Origin of the sequence: Streptomyces longisporoflavus, assembly GCF_014649775.1 — a bacterium.
Taxonomy (GTDB): Bacteria; Actinomycetota; Actinomycetes; order Streptomycetales; family Streptomycetaceae; genus Streptomyces; species Streptomyces longisporoflavus.
In genome coordinates this window covers 120,590-137,894 of sequence record NZ_BMTR01000017.1, presented here as the reverse complement: position 1 = coordinate 137,894, position 17,305 = coordinate 120,590, and the positions used below count along the sequence as shown (strand labels likewise).

Below are 17,305 nucleotides of genomic sequence, written 5' to 3'. Positions count from 1 at the left end.
CGGTCGTCGCCCAGGCCCGCTCAGGCCCGCTCAGGCTCGGTCAGACAAGGGTCTTCAGGAGCGACTTGTCGAAGGGCAGCGCGTCGCCGAGCCGGCTCTCCAGGGCCTTGGCCGCCCACTCCGGGTCGGCGATGAGAGCGCGGCCCACCGCCACCAGGTCGAACTCGTCCCGCTCCAGGCGGTCGAGCAGCGGGTCGATGCCGGTGGAGGCGGAGGGCGCCGCCCAGCCGTTCGGACCGATGAACTCCTGGTCGAGACCGACCGAGCCCACGGTGACCACCGGGACGCCGGTCAGCTTCTTGACCCAGCCCGCGAGGTTGAGGTCACTGCCCTCGAACTCGGACAGCCAGAAGCGGCGGGTGGAGGCGTGCAGCACGTCGACGCCCGCGTTCACCAGCGGCGTGAGCAGGCGCTCCAGCTCTTCGGGGGACTCGGCGAGCCGCGCGTCGTAGACGCCGCCCTTCCACTGCGAGAGCCGGAAGAAGACGGGGAAGTCGGGCGAGACGGCGGCCCGAACGGCCGCGACGATCTCCGCGGCGAAGCGGGTGCGGGACTCGATGCCGCCGCCGTAGCCGTCGGTGCGCCGGTTGGTGCGCTCCCAGAAGAACTGGTCGATCAAGTAGCCGTGCGCTCCGTGCAGTTCGACTCCGTCGAAGCCGATGCGCTCGGCGGCGGCAGCGGCGTCGGCGAACGCCCGGATCACGTCGGCGAGGTCGTCGGCCGTCAGCGCGCTGCCCTTGGGCTGCCCGTCGAGGCCGATCGCGGAGGGGCCTGCCGGGGGAGCGGAGGGCACCGGGCCCGTGCCCTCGTCGCGGGTGATGCCGACGTGCCACAGCTGCGGAATGATCTTCCCGCCCGCTCCGTGCACGGCGTCGACCACCTTGCGCCAGCCCTCCAGGGCGTCGTCACCGTAGAAGCGCGGGACCCGGTCGCTCGTACCGGCGGAGGCGTGGTCGACGTACGTCCCCTCGGTGATGATCAGGCCGACGCCGCCTGCGGCCCGGCGGGCGTAGTACTCCGCCACGTCCGCGCCCGGTACGCCGCCCGGCGAGAACTCACGGGTCATGGGTGCCATCACGATGCGGTTGGGCAGGGTGAGGCTGCCGACGCTGAAGGGGCGGTCGAGGGACTGGGGGGTGCGCGCGGTCTGCGACGGCGAGGTCATGCGTCCTCCTGGCAGGGGGTGAGGTGCGATCATCCTGTGATCTATGACGTAAGCGTACGCGCTTTACTCATGTCGTCTTCGTCGAGGGCGGCACGCGGGCGCCGCCGGGCGGCACCGGCCCTCGGCCGCAGCGGGCGGGCAGGCCCGGGCGCGCCGCGAAGGTGATACGCGTCACCGGACCCGCCGCCATGGGACGGCGCCGACCGAACCCCGTCGCGGGCCGCGGGAATACGCCGCCGCGTGGGAGAATTCCGGCGTGGACGGGGGGATCCTCGAGCGGGATCGTGAACTGGTTCGGCTGACCGCCGCCGTACGGGACGCGGCCGGCGGCGCGGGTTCGGTGGCGCTCGTCTTCGGCGAGGCCGGAATCGGCAAATCGAGCCTCGTGAACGCGCTGCCGGGTGTGCTGTCCGCGCAGGCCAGGGTGCTTGTCGGGCAGTGCGACGACCTGGCCACGCGACGTCCGCTCGGCCCCTTCCGCGACCTTGTCGGCAGCGTGCGCGCCGAGCTGGCGCGGGCGGTGACCGAGGGCGGCGACCGGCACCGGGTGTACGACGCGCTGCGGGCCGAGCTGGGTCAGCCGCCGCATCCGACGGTCCTGGTCGTAGAGGACGTGCACTGGGCGGACGAGGCCTCTCTCGACGCGCTGCGATTCCTGGTACGCCGCATGGACCGGCTGCCCGCCGTCCTCGTGCTGACCTACCGCGACGACGAGTTGAGCCGCGAACATCCCCTGCGCCACCTCCTGGGCCAGGTGTCACAGGCCGCCCGCGTACACCGGGTCCCGCTCTCCCGCCTGTCCCGCGACGCGGTGCGCACCCTGAGCGCGGCCAGCCGCCTCGACCCCGCGCAGGTGTACGCCGTGACGTCGGGCAATCCCTTCTACGTCGCCGAGGTCGTCGCCGCGGGCGGCACCGGCGACGTCCCGCCGACCGTGGTCGACGCCGTCCTGGCCCGCCTCCGCGGCCTCGACGACGCGGCACGCGACGCGCTCGAACAGCTCGCCGTGGTCCCGTCGGCCGCCGAACGCCCACTGGCCGACGCACTGCTGCCGGACGGCGTGGGCCGGCTGACCGCCGCCGAGCGGCGCGGCCTGCTCGTCGTGGCCCCCGAGCGGGTCACGTTCCGGCACGAGATCATCCGGCGGGCCATCGCCGACTCGCTGCCCGCGGCGCGGCGCATCGAGCTCAACCGCAAGGTGCTCGCGGTCCTGGTCGCGCAGCCCGGCGCCGACTCCTCGCGCATCGTCCATCACGCCGCCCAGGCGGGCGACCAGGACGCCATCGCGCGCTACGGCCCCGACGCGGCCAGGGACGCCGCACGCACCGGCGCCCACCGGGAGGCCGCCGCCCAACTGCGCCTCGTCCTGCGCCGGCGGGGGCGCTACGGCCCGGCCGAACTCGCCGACCTCCTGGAGCGGTTCGCGGTGGAGAGCTACACCATCGCCGACTCCCCGGCCGCCGTCGGAGCCCAGCGCGAAGCCGTCGCCCTGCGCCGCTCCCTCGGCGACCTGCGGGCGCTCGGCGCCGACCTGCGCTGGCTCTCGCGGATCCAGTGGTGGGCGGGCGACGCGGACGCGGCACAGGAAGCCGCACGGGAAGCCATCGACGTACTCGAACAGGCCGGTGACGAGAAGCTGCTCGCGCTCGCGCTCAGCAACACCTCACAGCTGCGCATGCTCTCCGACCGGTACGCCGAGGCCGTCGGTTTCGGCGAGCGCGCCATCACCCTGGCCCGGCGCACGGGCGACGCGGCGATCCTCTCGCACGCGCTGAACAACGTGGGCACCGCCCGCTGGCGCGGCGGCGACCCGCTGGGGCGCCCGCAGCTGGAGGAGAGCCTGGCGGTCGCGCTGAAGGCGGACGAGGCCGAGCACGCCTGCCGCGCCTACGCCAACGTCATCTGGACGCTCCTGGAGAACCTGCGCTTCGCGGAGGCGGACCACTTCCTGGTGCCCGCCATGGAGTTCGCCGACCGCACGGAGCACCTGGGGTTCCTGCGCTACCTCCAGGTGGAGCTGGCGCTGCGGCAGTTCGCCGCGGGGAAGTGGGACGAGGCCGAGAAGCACGCCGAGTCAGGCGACGAGCAGGAGTTCCCGCCCGCGCGCTGCCCCGCCCTGACCGTCCTCGCGCGCGTGCGCGTGCGGCGCGGCGCGCGGGGCAGCGAGGAACTCCTCGGACGGGCCTGGGAGGTCGCCGCGCGGACGAGGGAGCTCCAGCGCACGGCCCCGGTCGCGGCGGCGCGGGCGGAGGCGGCCTGGCTGCGCGGTGACCTCGCGGCCGTGACCGACACCGTCGGCCCCCTGTACGCACAGGCGCGCTCCCTGGCCGCGACGCCCTACCGCGCGGAGCTCGGCCACTGGCTCGCCAAGGCGGGACAGCCCGTCGCGGCGGACGGCTCGGACCACCCCTACGACCTCCAGGCCTCCGGACAGTGGCGTCTTGCCGCCGAGGCCTGGCGGGCGGCGGGCTGCCCCTACGAGCACGCCGCCGCCCTCGCGGACAGCCCCGACCCGGCGGACAAGCTCACCGCGCTGGCCGCACTCGACGCCCTGGGCGCCGAACCCCTGGCCCGGATCGTCCGCGCCGACCTGCGCGCCCTGGGCGTCGCCCGCATCCCGCGCGGCCCGCACGCGGCGACGCGCCGCAACCCGGCCGGCCTCACCGGGCGGCAGCTGCAGGTCGGGCAGCTCCTGGCGGAGGGCCTGACCAACATCGAGATCGCCGCCCGGCTCTTCCTCTCGGTCCGCACGGTCGACAACCACGTCCGTGCCGTCCTGGAGAAGCTCGGCGCCCGCACCCGGCGCGAGGTCGCCGCCCGCGCCGCGCAGCTGGGAATCGAGTTCGGCCGCGAAAAGTAGGCACCGGCCGGACGCGACCCGGGTGGTGGGCACGGCTGTCGGAGGCCCCGGGGCGGCACTAGAACGGGCACATCGGATGCTCCGAACCGACGGGGGAAACATGTCCATGACGCCCGCACAAGAGGCACGCCGGGAACTGGCCGGATTCAAAGGGGAGTTGAAGGGCCCGGACGACACCGGGTACGACGAGGCGCGCGCCGTCTACAACGCGATGGCCGACAAGCGCCCCGCGCTGATCGCCCGCTGTACCGACGCCGACGACGTGTCCCGCGTCATCGGCTTCGCCCGCGCGCACGGCCTGCCGCTCGCGGTCCGCGGCGGCGGCCACCACGGAGCGGGCCTCGGCACGGTCGAAGGCGGCGTGGTAGCCGACCTGTCGCCGCTCAAGGCCATCGCGGTCGATCCGGCGGCCCGCACGGCGCGGGTCGGCGGCGGCTGCGTCTGGGGCGAGGTGGACCGCGCCACGCACGAGCACGGACTTGCCGCACCGAGCGGCATCATCTCCACGACCGGCGTCGGCGGCCTCACCCTCGGCGGCGGCCTCGGCCACCTCACCCGCGGGTTCGGGCTGAGCATCGACAACCTCCTGGAGGCCGACCTCGTCCTGGCCGACGGCCGCCAGGTGAAGGCGAGCGCGGAGGAGAACAGCGACCTCTTCTGGGCGATCCGCGGCGGCGGAGGCAACTTCGGCGTCGTCACCTCCTTCCTCTTCCGGCTGCACGAAGTGAGCACGGTCATCGCGGGCCCCACCTTCTGGGCCGCCGAGCAGGGCGCCGAAGTCCTCGCCGCCTACCGCGACTTCCTGCCCGGCCTGCCGCGCGAGGCGACCGGCTTCTTCATGTACGGCACCGTGCCCCCGGCCCCGCCCTTCCCCGAGAGCCTCCATCTGCGCAAGGTCTGCGGCGTCGTGTGGTGCCACACCGCCGGGGACGCGGACGCCGCGGACCGCGCCATGGCACCCCTGCTCCAAGCACTGCCCGATCCGCTCCTGCACGCCGTGGGGGAGATGCCGCACCCGGTGCTCCAGTCCATGTTCGACGGGCTCTACCCGCCCGGCGACCAGTGGTACTGGCGGGCGGACTTCGTCGACGAGATCCCGGACGACGCCGTCGCCCTGCACGCCAAGTTCGGCGCCGAGGCGCCCACCATGAAGTCGACGATGCACCTGTATCCCGTCGACGGCGCCGCCCACGACCCCAATGCCACCGACACCGCCTGGAGCTACCGCGGCGCCCGCTGGGCCTGCGTGTACGCGGGAGTGGACCCCGACCCGTCCAACGCCGACCTCATCAAGCGCTGGACCGTCGACTACTTCGACGCGCTGCACCCGTACTCGGCGGGCGGCGCCTACGTGAACATGATGATGGACGAGGGGCAGGAACGCGTACGGGCCAGCTACCGGGACAATTACGAGCGCCTGGCCCGCATCAAGGCCGCGTACGACCCCGACAACGTCTTCCGCCTCAACCAGAACATCGAGCCCGACCCGCGCGGTCCCGCGTAACCCCGGTGGCCCGCCCCGCCGGGCACCCATGAGGCGCGGGTCATAGCGTGAGGCCCATGTGCTGGAGCGAGACGGCCGATCTCGTGGCGGGCGCGGGTGTCGCGGCCGTCGGGGTCGCCTGCGTGACCCGGGCGGCCCGCGGCGGAAGCCCGCGTGACCTGCCGCTGGCCGCCCTCCCGCTCCTTCTCGGCGCCCACCAGATCATCGAGTCCCGGGTGTGGCGGGGCGACGGCGGGGCCGGGCCCGCCACTCTCGCCTGGGCCGTGATCGCCCTGCCGCTGCTCCCGCTGTGGCTGCCCCTCGCGGTGCTGTGCGCGGCACCGCCCAGAGCGCGCCGCCGCCTCCTGATCCCTCTTGCGGCGGGGATCGCGACGGCGGCGGCGCTGTCCTACTGCCTGGCGACCCGCACCGTGACGGCCGAGATCCGCGGCCACACGGTCGGGTACGTGTTCGGGCTGCCGCAGCCCGGACTGATCGTCGCCGGATACCTCCTCGCCACCGTCGGCTCCCTGCTCCTCTCCGGCGACCGGGGCCTGGTCCTGTTCGGCGTCCTGGTCGCCGTCGGGGCGGCGGTGTGCGTCCTGCTGTGGCGGCGGGAGTACATCTCCACCTGGTGCGCGTTCGCGGCGGTGTGCTCGGTGGTCCTGTACCTCTGGGTCAGAAGGCGTTCTCGTCCAGTTCAAGGGCGGTCCGGTCCAGGCTTTCGAGAAGCGTGAACTGAGCCTCGGTCTTGGGCAGTTCATGGCGGAAGAAGTAGCGGCAGGCCGCGAGCTTGCCCGCGTGGAAGTCCTCGGTGCCCGCTTCGGCGGCCAGCATCTGCTCCAGCCACATCCACGCGACGACCACATGCCCGACCGCTTCGAGGTAGACGCTCGCGTTGGCCAGCGCCGTCTGCGGGTCGCCCGTCGACCAGAGCCGCTGGGTCACCTCCACCACACGTGCCACACAGGCGTCGAGCGCACGCCCGTACCCGGCGGCGGAACCGCCCGCCGCCGCGGCACGGGCGGTCGTCCGCGTGATCCGCTCGCCGAGCAGCCGCAGGCCCGCGCCGCCGCCCATGACGACCTTGCGGCCGAGCAGGTCGAGGCCGTGGATGCCGTGCGTGCCCTCGTGGATGGGGTTGAGGCGGTTGTCGCGGTAGAACTGCTCGACGTTGTACTCACGCGTGTAGCCGTAACCGCCGTGCACCTGGATCGCCAGGTTGTTGGCCTCCAGGCACCACTGCGACGGCCAGCTCTTGGCGATGGGCGTGAGCACGTCGAGCAGCAGCCCGGCCTCTTCGCGGTCCTGCGGCGTGGCGCCGGTGTTCTGCTCGTCGAGCAGCCGCCCGCAGTACAGATTCAGCGCGAGGGCGCCCTCCACGTACGTTTTCTGCGCAAGGAGCATCCTGCGTACGTCGGCGTGCTCGATGATCGGGACCTGCGGCGCCGCCGGGTCCTTGGCGGTGACCGGGCGGCCCTGCGGGCGGGCGCGCGCGTAGTCCAGGGCGTGCAGATAGCCGGTGTAGCCGAGCGCGGTGGCGCCCAGGCCCACGCCGATCCGGGCCTCGTTCATCATGTGGAACATGTACGCCAGGCCGTGATGGGCCTCCCCGACGAGGTGGCCGACCGCGCCGGGTTCGCCGCCGGGCCGGTGGGCGCCCTCGCCGAAGTTGAGGAGGGTGTTCGTGGTCCCGCGATAGCCCATCTTGTGGTTGAGGCCCGCGAGCACGACGTCGTTGCGCTCACCGAGCGCCCCGTCGTCGCCCACCAGGACCTTGGGCACGATGAACAGCGAGAGCCCCTTCACGCCGGGCGGGCCGCCGGGGATGCGCGCGAGCACCAGATGCACGATGTTCTCCGACAGATCGTGCTCGCCTCCGGAGATCCACATCTTGTTGCCGAAGAGGCGGTACGTGCCGTCCTCGCGCGCCTCGGCCCGCGTCGCCACATCGGCGAGCGACGAACCGGCCTGCGGCTCCGAGAGGCACATCGTCCCCAGGAAGCGGCCCTCCACCATGGGGCGTACGTAGGTGTCGATCTGCTCCTTGGAGGCGTGCGCGAGGAGCAGATTGGCGTTGCCCATGGTCAGGAAGGGGTAGGCGGCCGTGCCGACGTTGGCCGCCTGGAACCACGCGAAGCAGGCCTGCGCCACCACGGCCGGCAGCTGCCCGCCGCCGATCTCGTGGTCCATGGCGCTCGCCAGGAGCCCCGACTCCCCGAAGACGCGCAGCGCCTCTTTGACCTCGGGGATGATGTGCACCCGCTCCCCGTCGAACGTCGGCTCCTGCGCGTCGGCCTTCTTGTTGTGCGGGGCGAAGTGCCGCGCGGCGATCTGCTCGCTCAGTTCGAGGGCGGCGTCGAAGGTCTCGCGGGAGTGGTCCGCGTAGCGCTCCCGGCCGGTGAGCGCGGGCACGTCCAGCCACTCGTACAGCAGGAACTCGAGATCGCGACGGGACAGGAGCAGGGATGCCATGCGGATTCTCCATGCGGTGGCGGCGGTACCGATGCCGGGGCAGGAGCCCCGCATCCCCGATACTAAGCGGTTGCTTATGGGGTTTGTCGAGCGCGGCCCGGTGGCGGGTCCCGGCGGCGGGCCGCGGGCGGCAGCCTCAGGGCTGCGGGTCCGCCCGGAACATCGCCGCGTGCACGGCCTCGAACAGCGCCGTGACCTCTTGCCCGGAGTACCCCTCGTCCCGCGCCTGCCGCATCCACTGCGCGAGGGAGCTCCGCAGCGGGGAGTCGGAGCCGGCCTCGGGCCGGGCCAGGGAGCGGGTGATGAACGTCCCCGCTCCCTGGCGGACCTCGGCGAGGCCCGCACGTTCGAGCTCGCGGTAGGCCTTGAGCGTCGTGTTCGGGTTGACCTTCGTGGCCGCGGCGACCTGCGCGGCCGTGGGCAGCCGGTCACCCTCCACCAACGCGCCCATGCGCAGGGCCTGTTCGACCTGGCGCACGATCTGGAGGTACGTGGCCACACCGCTGCGCCGATCGATGCGGAATTCGACCACTGTCCCCACTCTCTGCTTGTCTGCGGACACTTTACGTACCAACCGTCACGGCTGCCCCTAGAGGGGGCGCCGCGACGTCCACCACAGGACGAAGACGGCCACGGCGGCGGTCGCGCCGAGCAGCAGCGCGGCACCGGTCCACTGCATGCCCGGCATCTGGGGGTAGCCGAAGTACTCGACCACGTTGTCGACGATGCCGTGCTCCTTCACGCAGGCGTCGGAGGCCTTCTCGGTCTGCTCGACGCATGTGCTCCACGGGTAGAGCTGCCCGTCCGCGCTGCCGACCCAGCGGTCCGTCTCCACGATGTCGCTGCTGTTGACCATGGCCGGCGTGTCGGCGTTCAGCGGCCACTTGATGATGTGCGGCGAGCCGAGGAGGTGCCGGAACTGGCCCCAGGCCACCTGGACGACCAGGGCGAAGAAGAAGGTGCCCAGCATCGCGGGCAGCACCCGGCGAAGCAGCATGCCGATCGCGATGCCGCTCATGGTGAGGAAGAGGGAGAGCGCCGCCAGCATGGGGCCCGTGTTGTCGAAGACCGAGCCCGACAGCCACTCCGAGAGCAGGAGATCGCGGTAGGGCTCCCACCACCACGAGAAGAGCGTGGAGAGCACGACGGTGGCCACGAGGACGAGCGAGAGGCACCAGGCCAGCTTGGCAGCGAGCCAGCGGCGGCGCGGCACGGACTGCGTGGTGACCAGGTGCGCGGTGCCGTGCTCCTGGTCGCTCGCGATCAGCGGGGCGCCGATGAAGACGGCGAGGACGACGGGCAGGGCGCCCAGTGCCTCGGCGATGTACTCGTAGCTCTGCGGGGCGTTCTGCAGGCTGACGTCCTTGTCGGGCCAGCCCATCCCGGCGAGCATGTCGGCCATCGCGCCGCGCTCGTAGATGATCGCGGCCGCGCCGAGCACCGTCAGGGCGACGACGATCCACGACGTGGTGCGGTGCTGGCGCAGGACGAGCCAGGTGAGCCCGTGCAGCAGGCCCGGCTTCTTGGCCGGCTGCCCGGTGCGCGGCTGCTCGGTCAGGGTGGTGGTGCTCATGCGGCGGCGATCCCTTCGGCCTGGACGCGTGCTTCGTGCGTGTACAGCGGCTCCGCGCCCGGGGTGCGCAGATGGGCGAGCAGGATTTCCTCCAGGCTCGGTTCGGAGATCTCCCAGTCCGGGGCCAGCGGGCCGTTCGGGCGCAGGAGGGCACGGAACTGCCGTCCCTGGAGCCGGAATTCGACGACCGTGTGGGGGGTGAGGTCGGCGGGCTGCGTGCCGTCGGGCGCGAGCCCGGTCACCAGGGTGTGGGCCGGGACCAGCTCCTCGGTGTCGCCCGCCATCCTGATCCGGCCGTCCGCGACGACCAGGAGGTAGTCGCACATGTCCTCGAGCTCGGAGAGCATGTGGGAGGACATCACCACCGTCGTGCCGCGCTCGACGGCCTCCGACATCAGCAGGGAGCCCATCTCGTCCCTGGCCAGCGGGTCGAGGTCGGCCATCGGCTCGTCGAGCAGCAGCAGATCGGGCCGCTTGCCGAAGGCGAGAGCGAAGGCGACGCGGGTGCGCTGGCCGCCGGAGAGCGTGCCGACCTTGGCGTGCAGCGGGACGTTGCCGGAGCGCACGATCCGCTCGGCGGCGGCCGTGTCCCAGCCGGGGTTGAGTTCGCTGCCCATGCGCAGCGTCTCGGCCACCGTGAACCGCTTGAACAGCGGCTTGTCCTGCGAGAGGAAGGCGAAGCGGGGCATCGCGGCCGGATCGTCCACCGGCACACCGAAGATGCGCAGTTCGCCCTCGGTCGGGGTCACCAGGCGGGTGGCGAGCCCCAACAGGGTGCTCTTCCCCGCGCCGTTGGGGCCGACGAGACCGCAGATCCGCCCTGCGGGCAGCCGGAAGGAGCAGTCACGCAGCGCCCAGCCGCGGCGGTAACGCTTGCCCAGGCCGCGGGCTTCGAGCGCGGTCGCGCCCGGGGTTCCCGCGGCGTCGGCGGGGTCAGCAAAGGTCATGTCCACGCGCGCCTCTCTCGATTCCATTAAACAATTAATGGAATCATGATCTGCCCGCGCCGAACATGTCAAACCGCCCCCTGGCGGAACGCCAAGGGGCGGGGGAGGCCCGTAGGGGGCGCGGGCGGATGCCGTTACGGCGCCGACTTCGCCGGCACGATGACCTCGCGCTGGTGCGGGATCAGGCCCGGCGGCAGCTCGCCCTGCTGCACGTTCACCGTCCTGACCGGGGCGGGCACCCGGATGCCCTCGGCACGGTAGCGCTGGTGCAGCTGCTTGATGAACTCGTGCTTGACGCGGTACTGGTCGCTGAACTCGCCGACGCCCAGGATCACCGTGAAGCTGATCCTGGAATCGCCGAACGTGTGGAAGCGCACGGCCGGTTCGTGCTCGGGAAGGGCGCCGTCGACGTCCTTCATGACGCTCTCCACGACCTCGGTCGTGACGCGCTCGACCTGCTCCAGGTCACTGTCGTAGCTGACGCCGACCTGCACCATGATCGACAGATCCTGCTCGGGGCGGCTGAAGTTGGTCATGTTCGTGCCCGCGAGCTGGGCGTTGGGGATGATGACGAGGTTGTTCGACAGCTGACGCACCACCGTGTTGCGCCAGTTGATGTCGACGACGTAGCCTTCCTCGCCGCTGCTGAGCTTGATGTAGTCGCCCGGCTGCACCGTCTTCGCGGCGAGGATGTGGACGCCCGCGAAGAGGTTGGCCAGGGTGTCCTGAAGGGCGAGGGCCACCGCGAGGCCGCCGACGCCGAGGGCCGTGAGCATCGGGGCGATGGAGACGCCGAGCGTCTGCAGGACGACGAGGAAGCCCATCGCGAGCACGACGACACGGGTGATGTTGACGAAGATCGTCGCTGAGCCGGCGACGCCCGAGCGGGACTGCGCGAGGGACTTCACCAGGCGCGTGACGACACGGGCCGCCGTCAGGGTCGCGGCGAGGACGAGCAGCGCGGTCAGCGTCATCGAGACGTTGCGGCCCGTCCGCGGGGTGAGCGGCAGAGCCGCGGCCGCGACGGCCGCGCCCGCGGTTATCGCCGCGCAGGGGACCAGGGTGCGTATGGCGTCGACGATGACGTCATCGCCGCTCCACCGGGTCCTGCTGGCGCGTTCACCGAGCCACCGCAGGACCATGCGCAGCAGCAGACCCGCCGCGATGCCAACGGCCACCGCGATACCGGCGGTGATCAGGTCGTGCCATGTGAGGGCTCGCTCCATCAGTTCCTTCTCCAGGTTGTGCGGGCGCGCCGGACGCATGTTCGCGGTCCGGCGCGAGCGTCATCCTGCCCCATGGGTGCGGCGCCGTCGCCGGGGGCTCGTGCCAAGGCTGCCGTCAACTCGACCGGCACAGGGCCATTTCAGACATCCCGCGCCGAACCACCTGACCCCGGGTCAGCCCCACGGGCCCGCACCGCACCCGCTGACCTGCTAGGACTTGCGCGCCACCCCCGCGTACATCGACACCGCGGTTCCGTTCCTGACCTCGTCGACGCCGAGCTCCGGATGCCAGTCCGGCAGCCAGCCGATGCCGGGGTCGAGCAGCTCCAGGCCCTCGAAGAACCGCTCCACCTCGCCCCGCGCCCGCGGCACCAGAGTGACGCCGCCCGCCTTGTACATCTCCACCGCCTGCCGCGTCCGCACCGGATCGAAGTCCGAGGAGATCTGGGAGAGGACCAGATGGCTGCCCGGCGCGAGCGCGGCCACGAGCTTCTCCACGACGTCGTACGCACCGTCTTCGTCGCTGATGAAGTGCAGCAGCGCGTTCAGCGAGACGGCGACCGGCCGGGAGAAGTCCAGTACGCCCTCGGCCTGTTCGAGGATTTTGTCCGGCTCCCGCGCGTCCGCCTGGAGGAACTCCGTCGCCCCCTCGGGCGTCCCCCGCAGCAGCGTCTCCGCGTGGGCGAGCACGGTCGGGTCGTTGTCCACGTACACGACGCGTGACTCGGGGGCGGCCGACTGGGCGATGCGGTGGAGGTTCGGCTCGGTGGGTATCCCCGCGCCGATGTCCAGAAACTGGCGTATCCCGGCCTCGCCCACCAGGTGGCGCGTGGCGCGCTGCATGAACCAGCGGTTGTGCTGCGCGTAGTACTTGGCCTGCGGTTCGAGCGACACGATCTGCTGCCCGAGCTCCACGTCCACCGGGTAGTTGTCCTTGCCGCCCAGGTACCAGTCGTAGACCCGGGCGGGGTGTGCCTTGCTGGTGTCGATCGGGTGGGTGGCGGGTGGCGGGATCACGGTCATGCGTCAACTCCCATATTCCGGGCGGGCGTTCAGACGAACTTCGCGTGCATCCGGCCATCGTGCCCGCTCGGCTCACCGGGCTCAAGAACCACGGTGGTGGCAGGCGGCCGGTTCGCCGGCGGCGATTCCGGGCCCGCGCAGAGGGTTCCCCGGACACGACGATTATGCAAGTCTCCTCCTTAATCTCCGGGAGAAGCGGTTGACCCACAGGTCAACAGAGCTGCCCTGACCTCGACATGGGGTGAAAGAGTGTTGCGGAACGGAACACGGGGGCACGACCTCGCCTCGCTGCGCCGCCTGAACACCACCGTCGTGCTGCGCGCCCTGCACCGCCGCAGCCCGCAGACCCTCGCCGAGCTCGCCGCGGGCACCGGACTCTCCCGGCCCACCGTCGAATCCGCCCTGGAGGAACTGACCGCGCACGGCTGGGCGGGCGAGGCCGAGCGCGACGAGGGCGAGCGCGCCCCCGGCCGCCCCGCCCGGCGATTTCGGTTCCGCGTCGAGGCGGGCCGCGTCGTCGGCGCCGACATCGGCCTGCACAAGATGGTGCTGCTCCTCGCCGATCTCGGCGGCACCGTGCTCGCCGCGCACCGCGAGGACATCGACCCGGACCTCGGCGGAGCCGAGCGGCTCGACCTCCTGCGCGCGGGACTCGCGACCTTCCTGGCCGCCCACGCCGTACGGCGCGACGACATCCTCGCCCGCTGCGTAGGCGTCCCCGGAGTCGTCGACGCGGGCGGCACCATCACCTCCCACGTCATCCCCGAATGGTCCGGCGTCGACCTCGCGCGGCTGCTCGCCGACGAGGGGCCGGGCCACACCCTCGTCGAGAACGACGTCAACCTCGCCGTGCTCGCCGAGCGCTGGCAGGGCGCGGCCACCCTCGCCGGAGACGTCGTCTGCGTCCTGACGGGACACCGCGTGGCGTGCAGCCTCACCATCGGCGGCCGGCTGCACCGGGGGCGGCGCGGCGGCGCGGGCGAGCTGGGCCTGCTCCCGCTGCTCGGCATGGACACCGCGCACGAAGCGCTTCGCTGGCAGGGCGCACGCGACCCCGGCGAGTCCGAGGTGGCCGCCCTCGCCCGCGCCGCGGACGACGCGGACCCGCGCGCACTCGCCGCCGTCGCCGACTTCGCCGACCGCATCTCACCGGGCATCGCCGCCCTCGCCCTCGCCGTCGACCCGGAGCTCGTGGTGCTCACCGGCGGCGCGACCCCGCTGGGCGGCCATCTCGTGCCGCTGATCGAGGACAGGCTGCGCCCGCTGACCCTGCACGTCCCCCGTATCGCGCTGAGCACGCTCGGCGGGAAAGGCGTCGCGATCGGCGCCGTACGCAAGGCACTCGACCAGGTCGAATCCGATCTCCTGACGGATTCGGCGCTCCAGGAGAGCTTCAGGACAGCTCCAGGACACCCGTAGCAGAACCCGGAAGCGGAGGCGGCCCATGCGCAGGAGAACTCTGCTGTACGGAGCGATGGCGGCGCCCCTGCTCGCCGCCTGCTCCGGCCAGAGCGACGACGGCGAGCAGAGCGGTGGGCGGACCACCCTCTCGTACGGGGTGTGGGACGTGGCCCAGGTGCCGGGCCTGCAGAAGGTGATCGACGCCTTCGAGAAGGAGAACCCCGGCATATCCGTGCGCATGGAGCTCACCCCCTGGTCGAGCTACTGGACCACCCTCAAGACCTCCATGCGCGGCGGCACCGCCCCCGACGTGTTCTGGATGAACGCGGTCAATCTCCAGCTGTACGCGGCCGGCGGCGTCCTGGAACCCCTGAGCGGACACATCAAGAGCGACGCGACCCCCGTGGACCGCCACCCCGAAGCACTGGTGCAGATCTACGCCTACCAGGGCACGCAGTACGGCATCCCCAAGGACTTCGACACCATCGGCCTCTGGTACAACAAGGCGCTCTTCGACAAGGCGGGCATCAAGTACCCGGACGCGACATGGACCTGGGACGACGTACGCGACGCCGCCGCCGAACTCACGAACCCCCGTCAGCGCGTGCACGGCATGGCCGCCGAGATGGACCGCCAGGGCCAGCTCTACCCGGCCATCTTCGGAGCCGGCGGCTACGTCCTCAGGGACGGGAAGTCCGGCTTCGGCGACGAGCGCTCCATCGAGGGCCTGCGCTACTGGACCGACATGATCGACCGCGGCTGGTCGCCGCCGCAGAGCGCGATGGTCGAGTCCAAGGGCCGCAACCGCTACTGGTCGGAGAAGACCGCCATGTACTACGACCTCTCCGCGATGGCCGGCCAGATGTACGCCGTCCCCGCCCTCAAGGACCACGGCGGCGTCGCCGTCCTGCCCGGGGGCCGCGAGCGCGCCACGGTCATCCACGGCCTCGCCAACGTCATCTCCGCCAAGAGCCGCAAGAAGGAGGCGGCCTGGAAGTTCGTCCACTTCATGGCGGGCCGCGAGGCCGCCGAGATCCAGGCGGCGGCGGGCGCCACCCTCTCCTCGTACGAGGGGACGCAGGACGCCTGGTTCAAGTCGATGCCCGAGTTCGAGCTGAAGCACTTCGTCGACATGCTGGAGTACGCCGTGCCATACCCCAGCTCGAAGAACACCGCGGTCTGGGAGAACCTCCAGTACCCCCTCCTCGGCGCCGCGTTCAGCGGCAAGGGCGGCATCGAGAGTGCCGCCCGCACGCTGGGCGAACAGATGGACCGGGCCCTGAAGGAGGAGCGCGCGTGATGAGCGTCTTTCCCTCCACGGCGGCCGCGAAGGCGGCAGGACGCCGCAAACCGGCGGCCGGCGCCCCTGCGCCCGGGTCCCGTGACCAGCGCGCCGCCTACCTCTTCGTCGCGCCGCTCGGCATCGGCTTCGCCGTCTTCTACTTCTGGCCGCTGCTCCAGACCTTCTTCTACAGCTTCACCGAGTTCGGGGCATTCGGCGGCAACACCTGGATCGGCACGGACAACTACGTGCGTGTCCTCAAGGACGTCACCGTCTGGCAGGCACTGGGCAACACGCTCATCTACTGCGTCATCGGGCTGCTCGCCCTGCCGATCGCGATCGGCGTCGCGGCGCTGCTCAACCGGCGCGGACTGCGCGGCGTGGCGGTCTACCGCGCCCTCTACTTCGTCCCGTTCGTGACGCTCCCCGTCGCCGTCGGCCTCGTCTGGAACTGGCTCTACAACGGCGACTACGGACTGATCAACGAAGTCTTCGAGTGGTTCGGCGCGGACCGCCGCTACTGGGTCTCCGACCCCTCGACCGCCGTGTACGCGATCGGCACCGTCATGGTCTGGTCGACCACCGGCTACTACTTGGTCATCTTCATGGCGGGCATCAAGGGAATCCCGCGGGACTACTACGAGGCCGCCGAACTGGACGGCGCGGGCCCGCTGCGCCGCTTCTTCACGATCACGCTGCCGCTGCTCAGTCCCACGATCTTCTTCGCGTCCGTCATCTGCATGATCAACTCACTGCAGACCTTCGACCTGATCTACATCATGATGGCCGAGAAGAACCCGGCGATCGGCGACACCCAGTCCGTGGTGAGCCTCTTCTACAAATGGGCCTTCGTCGAGAACGCCCAGGGCCCCGCCGCAGCCCTCGCCTTCCTGCTCATGCTGATCATCGCGGCGCTGACGCTCGTGCAGTTCAGGCTGCAGAAGAGGTGGGTGCACTATGCCTGAGTCCTCCGTACGGCCGGCGAGCCGCCGACGGTTCAACGCCGGCTCGGTCGCCACCCACGCGGTGCTCTCGCTGGGCGCCCTCGTGATGGTCTTCCCCTTCCTGTGGCAGCTGCTCACCGCGGCCAAGTCCCTCGCCGAGACGGCCAAGGTGCCGCCCACCTTCCTGCCCGACACCTGGAACTGGTCGAGCTTCGAAGAAGTCTTCACCGCGCTGCCGTTCAAGGAGATGCTCTTCAACAGCGTCTTCAACACGGTGGGGCGCACGGTCGGGCAGCTGGTGTTCTGCTCGCTGGCCGCCTACGCCTTCGCGCGCATGCGGTTTCGGGGCCGCAACGTCCTGTTCGCGCTCTTCCTGTCCGTGCTCATGGTGCCGAGCTCGCTGCTCGTCCTTCCGCAGTACGACATCATCCAGCGGCTCGGGCTGCTCAACTCGGCGCCCGCGCTGTTCCTTCCGGGCATGTTCAGCGCGTTCGGCACCTTCATGCTGCGGCAGTTCTTCCTCACGCTCCCCAAGGAACTGGAGGAGGCCGCGCGCATCGACGGGGCGGGCCCGTTCCGCATCTTCTGGTCGATCATGCTGCCGCTGGTGCGGCCCGCGCTCGCCGCGCTCGCCGTCATCACCGCGATGTGGTCGTGGAACGACCTCCTGTGGCCGCTGATCGTGAACACCGACCCGGAGAAGATGCCCATCAGCGCCGGACTGACCTCCCTGGAGGGGCAGTTCGAGACCAACTTCCCCGTGATGATGGCCGGTTCGCTCATCGCCAGCCTGCCGATGCTCGTCGTCTACGTCTTTCTGCAACGGCACTTCGTGCAGAGCGTCGCACTCTCCGGCTCCAAGAGCTGACCCCCGCACGACCTGCCCGCCCCCCCCTCACCCCGCCCGGAACCACGAAAGGTAGCCC

Annotated in this window: 14 protein-coding genes; 7 read left to right on the top strand and 7 right to left on the bottom strand. The window is 71.4% G+C overall.

Annotated elements, in window-relative coordinates; translation table 11 throughout:
* Positions 1 to 40: 40 nt before the first annotated feature.
* A complete protein-coding gene (locus tag IE226_RS30510; RefSeq protein WP_190084636.1) occupies positions 41 to 1,165 on the bottom strand; it encodes an NADH:flavin oxidoreductase in 1,125 nt (374 codons plus the stop codon).
* A 256-nt stretch (positions 1,166 to 1,421) separates the two neighbouring features.
* Here IE226_RS30510 and IE226_RS30505 point away from each other — a divergent pair, with 256 nt between their 5' ends.
* From IE226_RS30505 to IE226_RS30495, 3 genes are all read left to right on the top strand, one after another.
* The gene (locus IE226_RS30505; protein ID WP_190084635.1) at positions 1,422 to 4,025 is read left to right on the top strand and encodes an ATP-binding protein; all 2,604 of its coding nucleotides are present in this window, start codon (positions 1,422 to 1,424) and stop codon (positions 4,023 to 4,025) included.
* A 100-nt stretch (positions 4,026 to 4,125) separates the two neighbouring features.
* Positions 4,126 to 5,529, top strand: a complete 1,404-nt coding sequence (locus tag IE226_RS30500) for an FAD-binding oxidoreductase (protein ID WP_190084634.1) — start codon at positions 4,126 to 4,128, stop codon at positions 5,527 to 5,529.
* A 56-nt stretch (positions 5,530 to 5,585) separates the two neighbouring features.
* Positions 5,586 to 6,245 carry a DUF6629 family protein gene (locus IE226_RS30495; RefSeq protein WP_190084633.1) on the top strand — a complete coding sequence of 220 codons (660 nt, stop codon included), beginning with the start codon at positions 5,586 to 5,588 and terminating at the stop codon, positions 6,243 to 6,245.
* Here the strand turns inward: IE226_RS30495 and IE226_RS30490 are convergent.
* The 6 genes from IE226_RS30490 to IE226_RS30465 all read right to left on the bottom strand — a co-directional run bounded on the left by IE226_RS30490 (position 6,187) and on the right by IE226_RS30465 (position 12,752).
* The gene (locus tag IE226_RS30490; RefSeq protein ID WP_190084632.1) at positions 6,187 to 7,983 is read right to left on the bottom strand and encodes an acyl-CoA dehydrogenase; all 1,797 of its coding nucleotides are present in this window, start codon (positions 7,981 to 7,983) and stop codon (positions 6,187 to 6,189) included. The two genes, IE226_RS30495 and IE226_RS30490, sit on opposite strands and share 59 nt — an antisense overlap.
* Before the next feature lie 136 nt (positions 7,984 to 8,119).
* The gene (locus tag IE226_RS30485) at positions 8,120 to 8,524 is read right to left on the bottom strand and encodes a GntR family transcriptional regulator (RefSeq protein WP_190084697.1); all 405 of its coding nucleotides are present in this window, start codon (positions 8,522 to 8,524) and stop codon (positions 8,120 to 8,122) included.
* 48 nt (positions 8,525 to 8,572) lie between these two features.
* Positions 8,573 to 9,556 carry an ABC transporter permease gene (locus IE226_RS30480; RefSeq protein ID WP_190084631.1) on the bottom strand — a complete coding sequence of 328 codons (984 nt, stop codon included), beginning with the start codon at positions 9,554 to 9,556 and terminating at the stop codon, positions 8,573 to 8,575.
* Positions 9,553 to 10,503, bottom strand: a complete 951-nt coding sequence (locus IE226_RS30475) for an ABC transporter ATP-binding protein (protein ID WP_190084630.1) — start codon at positions 10,501 to 10,503, stop codon at positions 9,553 to 9,555. The genes IE226_RS30480 and IE226_RS30475 overlap by 4 nt, the downstream gene beginning before the upstream one ends.
* Before the next feature lie 134 nt (positions 10,504 to 10,637).
* The gene (locus IE226_RS30470) at positions 10,638 to 11,729 is read right to left on the bottom strand and encodes a mechanosensitive ion channel family protein (RefSeq protein ID WP_190084629.1); all 1,092 of its coding nucleotides are present in this window, start codon (positions 11,727 to 11,729) and stop codon (positions 10,638 to 10,640) included.
* Positions 11,730 to 11,939: 210 nt separating this feature from the next.
* Complete coding sequence (locus IE226_RS30465; RefSeq protein ID WP_190084628.1) at positions 11,940 to 12,752, bottom strand: SAM-dependent methyltransferase; 813 nt, start codon at positions 12,750 to 12,752, stop codon at positions 11,940 to 11,942.
* 249 nt (positions 12,753 to 13,001) lie between these two features.
* Between IE226_RS30465 and IE226_RS30460 the strand changes: the two genes are divergently transcribed.
* Genes IE226_RS30460 through IE226_RS30445 form a run of 4 tightly spaced genes read left to right on the top strand, consistent with a single transcriptional unit; the run spans position 13,002 to position 17,247 of the window.
* Complete coding sequence (locus IE226_RS30460) at positions 13,002 to 14,171, top strand: ROK family transcriptional regulator (RefSeq protein WP_229871634.1); 1,170 nt, start codon at positions 13,002 to 13,004, stop codon at positions 14,169 to 14,171.
* Between the two features lie 25 nt (positions 14,172 to 14,196).
* On the top strand, positions 14,197 to 15,453 hold the full coding sequence (locus IE226_RS30455) for an ABC transporter substrate-binding protein (protein WP_190084627.1): 1,257 nt from the start codon (positions 14,197 to 14,199) through the stop codon (positions 15,451 to 15,453).
* A complete protein-coding gene (locus tag IE226_RS30450) occupies positions 15,453 to 16,400 on the top strand; it encodes a carbohydrate ABC transporter permease (protein ID WP_190084626.1) in 948 nt (315 codons plus the stop codon). The genes IE226_RS30455 and IE226_RS30450 overlap by 1 nt, the downstream gene beginning before the upstream one ends.
* Complete coding sequence (locus IE226_RS30445; protein WP_190084625.1) at positions 16,393 to 17,247, top strand: carbohydrate ABC transporter permease; 855 nt, start codon at positions 16,393 to 16,395, stop codon at positions 17,245 to 17,247. Before IE226_RS30450 ends, IE226_RS30445 begins: the two co-directional genes overlap by 8 nt.
* Positions 17,248 to 17,305 lie beyond the last annotated feature (58 nt).